Raw genomic sequence first — 4,309 nt, forward strand, 5'->3', positions numbered from 1 at the left:
CATTTCTTGAAGTCGTTGGTAAATCAGCCAAAACATCTCCATTACATATTGGGGCAACTGGATCAAAAGTTGCGATTAATGGATTCACAACAATAGTCATACTGGTAGAAGATGTTGCGCACTGCCCTGATGTTGGAGTAAAAGTATAAGTTGTAGTTACAGTATTGTCTATTGTAGGAGACCAGACTCCTGTAATTCCATTTGTTGAAGTCGTTGGTAATGGAGCTAAAAAATCTCCGGAGCAAATTGGTGCAACTTCAGGAAGAAAAATAGCCTCTAGTGAATTTATATTTATATTAATTATCTTAGCAGTAGCACACTGTCCTCCGCTTGGAGTGAAAGTATACGTTCCTGGAGTTGTGTTGCTTATAATTGCAGGATTCCAAGTTCCGACAATTCCATTATTAGAAATAGTAGACAAATCTGGTGGTGTTTCACCTAAACAAATTGAAGCGGGTAGAGTAAATACTGGAGTTATATTATTTACTACAAATATTGTAAATGATAATGGATTAGCACATTGGCCTGCATCAGGAGTAAAAATATAAGTTGTTGTTGTGGTGTTATTTACAACTGAAGGATTCCAAGTTCCTGTAATTCCATTTGTTGATGTAGTTGACAATATGGGGGCAGATCCTCCCTTACAAATAGCCGGTAGTGTAGCATCAAATGTTGGGTCAATTTTTGCGTTAACAACTACAGTAATTGTGTTTTGAAAAGTTGAAGAAGCAGAATCAGTTATATTTACAATATAATCACCAGCATCAGAAAGGCTAATAGCATTGATAACTGGATTTTCATCTGTAGATGTAAAACCGTTTGGACCAGTCCAACTAAAAGTATAGGGGGCAACCCCACCAGTTGGATTCGCAACTAATGTAAGAACGTCACCCTCACACACTGAAATCGAAGATGTAGTCGAAGTAAGAATTGATTTTACTTTAGTTGTAGAATATTTTATAAGCGTGTGGGTTGGGAAACCTTCATTTAGGTCATTGGGGACATTATTAATTTTAACGCCATTAGCAAATAAATGGAAAGAAAATAGGCTTAAAAACAGTACGACTAATAAGTAAATTTTTTTCATTGATTTTTGGGGTGTGTTAATATAAATAATTAGGGTGAAAAGTTAAAAATCTGTTTTTTAAGTTGTATTTAACAACAACAATTATTCAAAAGTATGGAAAATACTTATCAAAAATACAATAAAATTTTAAAAACGTTAAAATGAATTCGCTAAAATGAATCCACTTGTCCAAGCATTTTGAAAATTAAAACCGCCAGTAACAGCATCTATATTAACGATTTCTCCTGCAAAATAAAGGTTTTTATGTAATTTGCTTTCCATAGTTTTAAAGTTGATTTCCTTTAAATCAATCCCTCCAGCTGTTACAAATTCTTCTTTAAAAGTGCTTTTTCCGTTGACTTTAAAGCTGGAATTCGTTAGTTGATGAGCTAAATTTTGAAGCTGAATCTTAGTTAAATCTGCCCATTTAGTTTCTTCAGTAATATTTGAAGCTAGCACTAAACTTTCCCACAGTCGATTTGGAAATTCAAAAGGAGATTTTTTCGAAACTGCTTTTTTGGCATTTTCTTGTTTTAAATTTTTCAGAATTTTTTCAACTTCGTCAATGTCAACATCATTCAACCAATTGACAAAAATGGTAAATTGATAATTTTTATCATTCAAAATTCTTGCTCCCCAAGCCGATAATTTTAAAATTGCTGGGCCGCTCATTCCCCAATGTGTTATTAACAATGGCCCAGTCGAGGTAAGTTTAGTTTCTTTTACTTTTATTGAAACTTGTGCCGAAACTCCAGGTAAATCTTTTATTCTTGAATCTTTAATATTGAATGTAAATAATGAAGGAACAGGAGTCACGATGGCGTGACCAAAAGTTTGCAACATTTCCCAGATTTTTGGGTTGCTTCCTGTGGCAAGAATTAATTTTTCGGCAAGATAATTTTCATTTTGGGTTTCGATTTTCCAGAAGTTGTCTTTTTTGAAAATCGATTGTACACTTTGCCCTGTCAAAATTGTGATTCCCAATTTCCGAGTAGCTTCTAGAAAGCAATCGATTATGGTTTGCGACGAATTCGAAACTGGAAACATTCTTCCGTCGTCTTCGATTTTCAGTTCAACTCCGTGATTGCTAAACCATTCTACAGTATCACCCGAACAAAATTGATGAAAAGGGCCGCGCAATTCTTTCTCGCCACGCGGATAAAATTTTACCAATTCGTCAGGTTCAAAACAAGCGTGGGTCACGTTGCATCTTCCGCCACCAGAAACTCTAACTTTAGTCAAAACTTCATTTCCGCGTTCTAGAATGGCTATTTTTAGCTTCGGATTTTTTTCTACAATATTGATAGCTGTAAAAAATCCCGCAGCACCACCGCCAACAATTATAATGTCGAAATTTGAGTTCATTTTTAAACCATTAAGGGAATTAAGATTTATTAAGTTTAGTCATCTGCCAATCTAGTAAAATATTCATTTACTAACGGTTTTGTAGATTTTGTAATATTAGTAGTGTTGAAATTAATTAGTAATCCCTGTGGAATACTCAATAGCTTCATATAAGTTAATAGTTTAGCCTCATCTATTGGGTGGAATTTTTCAACTGTTTTTAACTCGACGATGACACAGTCGTTTACTAATAAATCCAATCGCAATGGATTTGATAACTCCAAATCATAATAATCGATTTCTATATTAATTTGTTGTTGAACTTTGTATCCATTTTTTTCTAGTTCATATTTTAAACATTCTTCATATATTTTTTCCAACAAACCAGGGCCAAGTTTCTTGTGAACTTTTATAGCAAATCCAATAATTTCATAAGACAATTGGGTTATTTCTTTTTTTGTCATAATTTAATTATTTTTTTAATAAACTTAATAATCTAGTTCTACTATAAATCTTAATTTTCTTAATGAACTTAATGGTTTAATGTTGTGTTGATTAGTAGAAAATAAGTCTTAATGGTTTAATAAAATCATATTTTATCTGGGAAATTCGAAATAATTCCGTTTACGTTGAATGATTTTATTTTTTGAATGGCTTCTTCTGAATTCACCGTCCAAGGATAAACTTCGAATCCGTTTTCTTGCATCAAAGCTACATTTTCTTTCGTCAGCAATTGATAATCGGGATGGATAGAAAAGGCTTTTATTTTTTTGGCGAAAGCCAATGCTTTGTCGATAGATTCTTCGGTTAAAACTCCAATTCTAATTTTAGGATTTAATTTATGAAATTCTTCAAGCATTTTCCAATCAAAACTCGAAATTAGAAAGTCATTAATATCCCATTTTTTATTTGAAATGTAGTAATTTATCAAGTCGCTTACGGGTTTTGCAGTGCCTATTCCTTTGAGTTCAATATTGATAAAACAACGTCGATTGACCAAATCAAAAACTTCAATTAGTGTTGGAATTTCTTGATTTTTCCCCGAATGAAAAGCTTTCAAATCTTTTAAAGTAAATTCATTAACGGCTCCTTTTCCGTTAAAAGTTCTCTCTATTGTTTCATCGTGAATGACGACTAATTCCCGATCTAAACTCAAATGAACATCAAGTTCAATTCCGTCAGCGTTTAAATGAATCGCTTTTTCGAAAGAAATTAAAGAGTTTTCAGGTTCATAACCCGAAGCTCCTCGGTGTCCAATTTTTAACATTTTGATTGTATTAAATGAAAAAGTTCTCAAAGTTAATTAATGCTTTGAAAACTTCGTGAATAACTTTGAGGTTATATTATTTTTCCAATAAAACGATATCAAATTCAGTATCAATATTCACTTTTCCATTAGAAACATTAGCTTCTTTCCCGGAATAAGCATCTTTCAATTTTGTTCCATCTTTAAAAAGGGTTCCAACTGAAATTTCTTTAGTTCCTTTTGGTAAATCCAAACCAATAACTACGTTATCTGAATAATTCCCTATGGTAAAAGTTCGGCTGAAAACATAAGGACTTGCCGAAATTTCTTGGTGAATTCCAGCTCCAACAGCTGGATGATGTTTCCTGAAATTACCTAATTTTTGCCAATGTAAAAGCACTTTTTGAGTTTGGGGATTGGTTTTTATGTCATCCCAATTCATCATCGAACGCAAGGTAGCATCTCCGGTAGTTCCTGGAATGTCTAACGGACGAGCACTTTCGTCACCATAATACACTTGCGAAACTCCTGGAGCAAGAAGCAATTTTGTTCCGCTTTCGAATGTTTTTTCTCGTTTCTTATCAAAAGGATAACTATCGTCGTGGGAAGAAACATAGTTCATAACTGTATTTCCTTTTAAGTCATTTTGAAGA

At 33.1% G+C, this 4,309-nt stretch carries 4 protein-coding genes and 1 pseudogene; all 5 read right to left on the reverse strand.

The genetic code is table 11. The features are described from left to right. On the reverse strand, nt 1-1,087 hold a 1,087-nt coding region (locus PHC28_RS16155), incomplete at its 3' end, for an immunoglobulin domain-containing protein (protein ID WP_367278057.1). Nucleotides 1,088-1,222: 135 nt separating this feature from the next. Next, entirely contained in the window at nt 1,223-2,431 is a 1,209-nt protein-coding gene (locus tag PHC28_RS16160; protein ID WP_300103094.1) for an NAD(P)/FAD-dependent oxidoreductase, read from the reverse strand. A 35-nt stretch (nt 2,432-2,466) separates the two neighbouring features. After that, nucleotides 2,467-2,874: a GxxExxY protein gene (locus PHC28_RS16165; protein ID WP_300103097.1), complete on the reverse strand. Its 408-nt coding sequence runs from the start codon at nt 2,872-2,874 to the stop codon at nt 2,467-2,469. Between the two features lie 125 nt (nt 2,875-2,999). Next, on the reverse strand, nt 3,000-3,677 hold the full coding sequence (locus PHC28_RS16170) for a glycerophosphodiester phosphodiesterase family protein (protein WP_300103100.1): 678 nt from the start codon (nt 3,675-3,677) through the stop codon (nt 3,000-3,002). Between the two features lie 76 nt (nt 3,678-3,753). After that, a pseudogene (locus PHC28_RS16175) lies at nt 3,754-4,309 on the reverse strand (alpha-amylase); the annotation flags it as partial.

This window comes from Flavobacterium sp. (assembly GCF_028712645.1).
In the GTDB taxonomy this organism is placed as follows: domain Bacteria; phylum Bacteroidota; class Bacteroidia; order Flavobacteriales; family Flavobacteriaceae; genus Flavobacterium.

Excerpts from the sequence above, each read along its gene's own strand:
- PHC28_RS16170 (WP_300103100.1), bottom strand. The coding sequence starts at position 3,677 with ATGTTAAAAATTGGACACCGAGGAGCTTCGGGTTATGAACCTGAAAAC.
- PHC28_RS16165 (WP_300103097.1), bottom strand. The coding sequence starts at position 2,874 with ATGACAAAAAAAGAAATAACCCAATTGTCTTATGAAATTATTGGATTT.
- PHC28_RS16160 (WP_300103094.1), bottom strand. The coding sequence starts at position 2,431 with ATGAACTCAAATTTCGACATTATAATTGTTGGCGGTGGTGCTGCGGGA.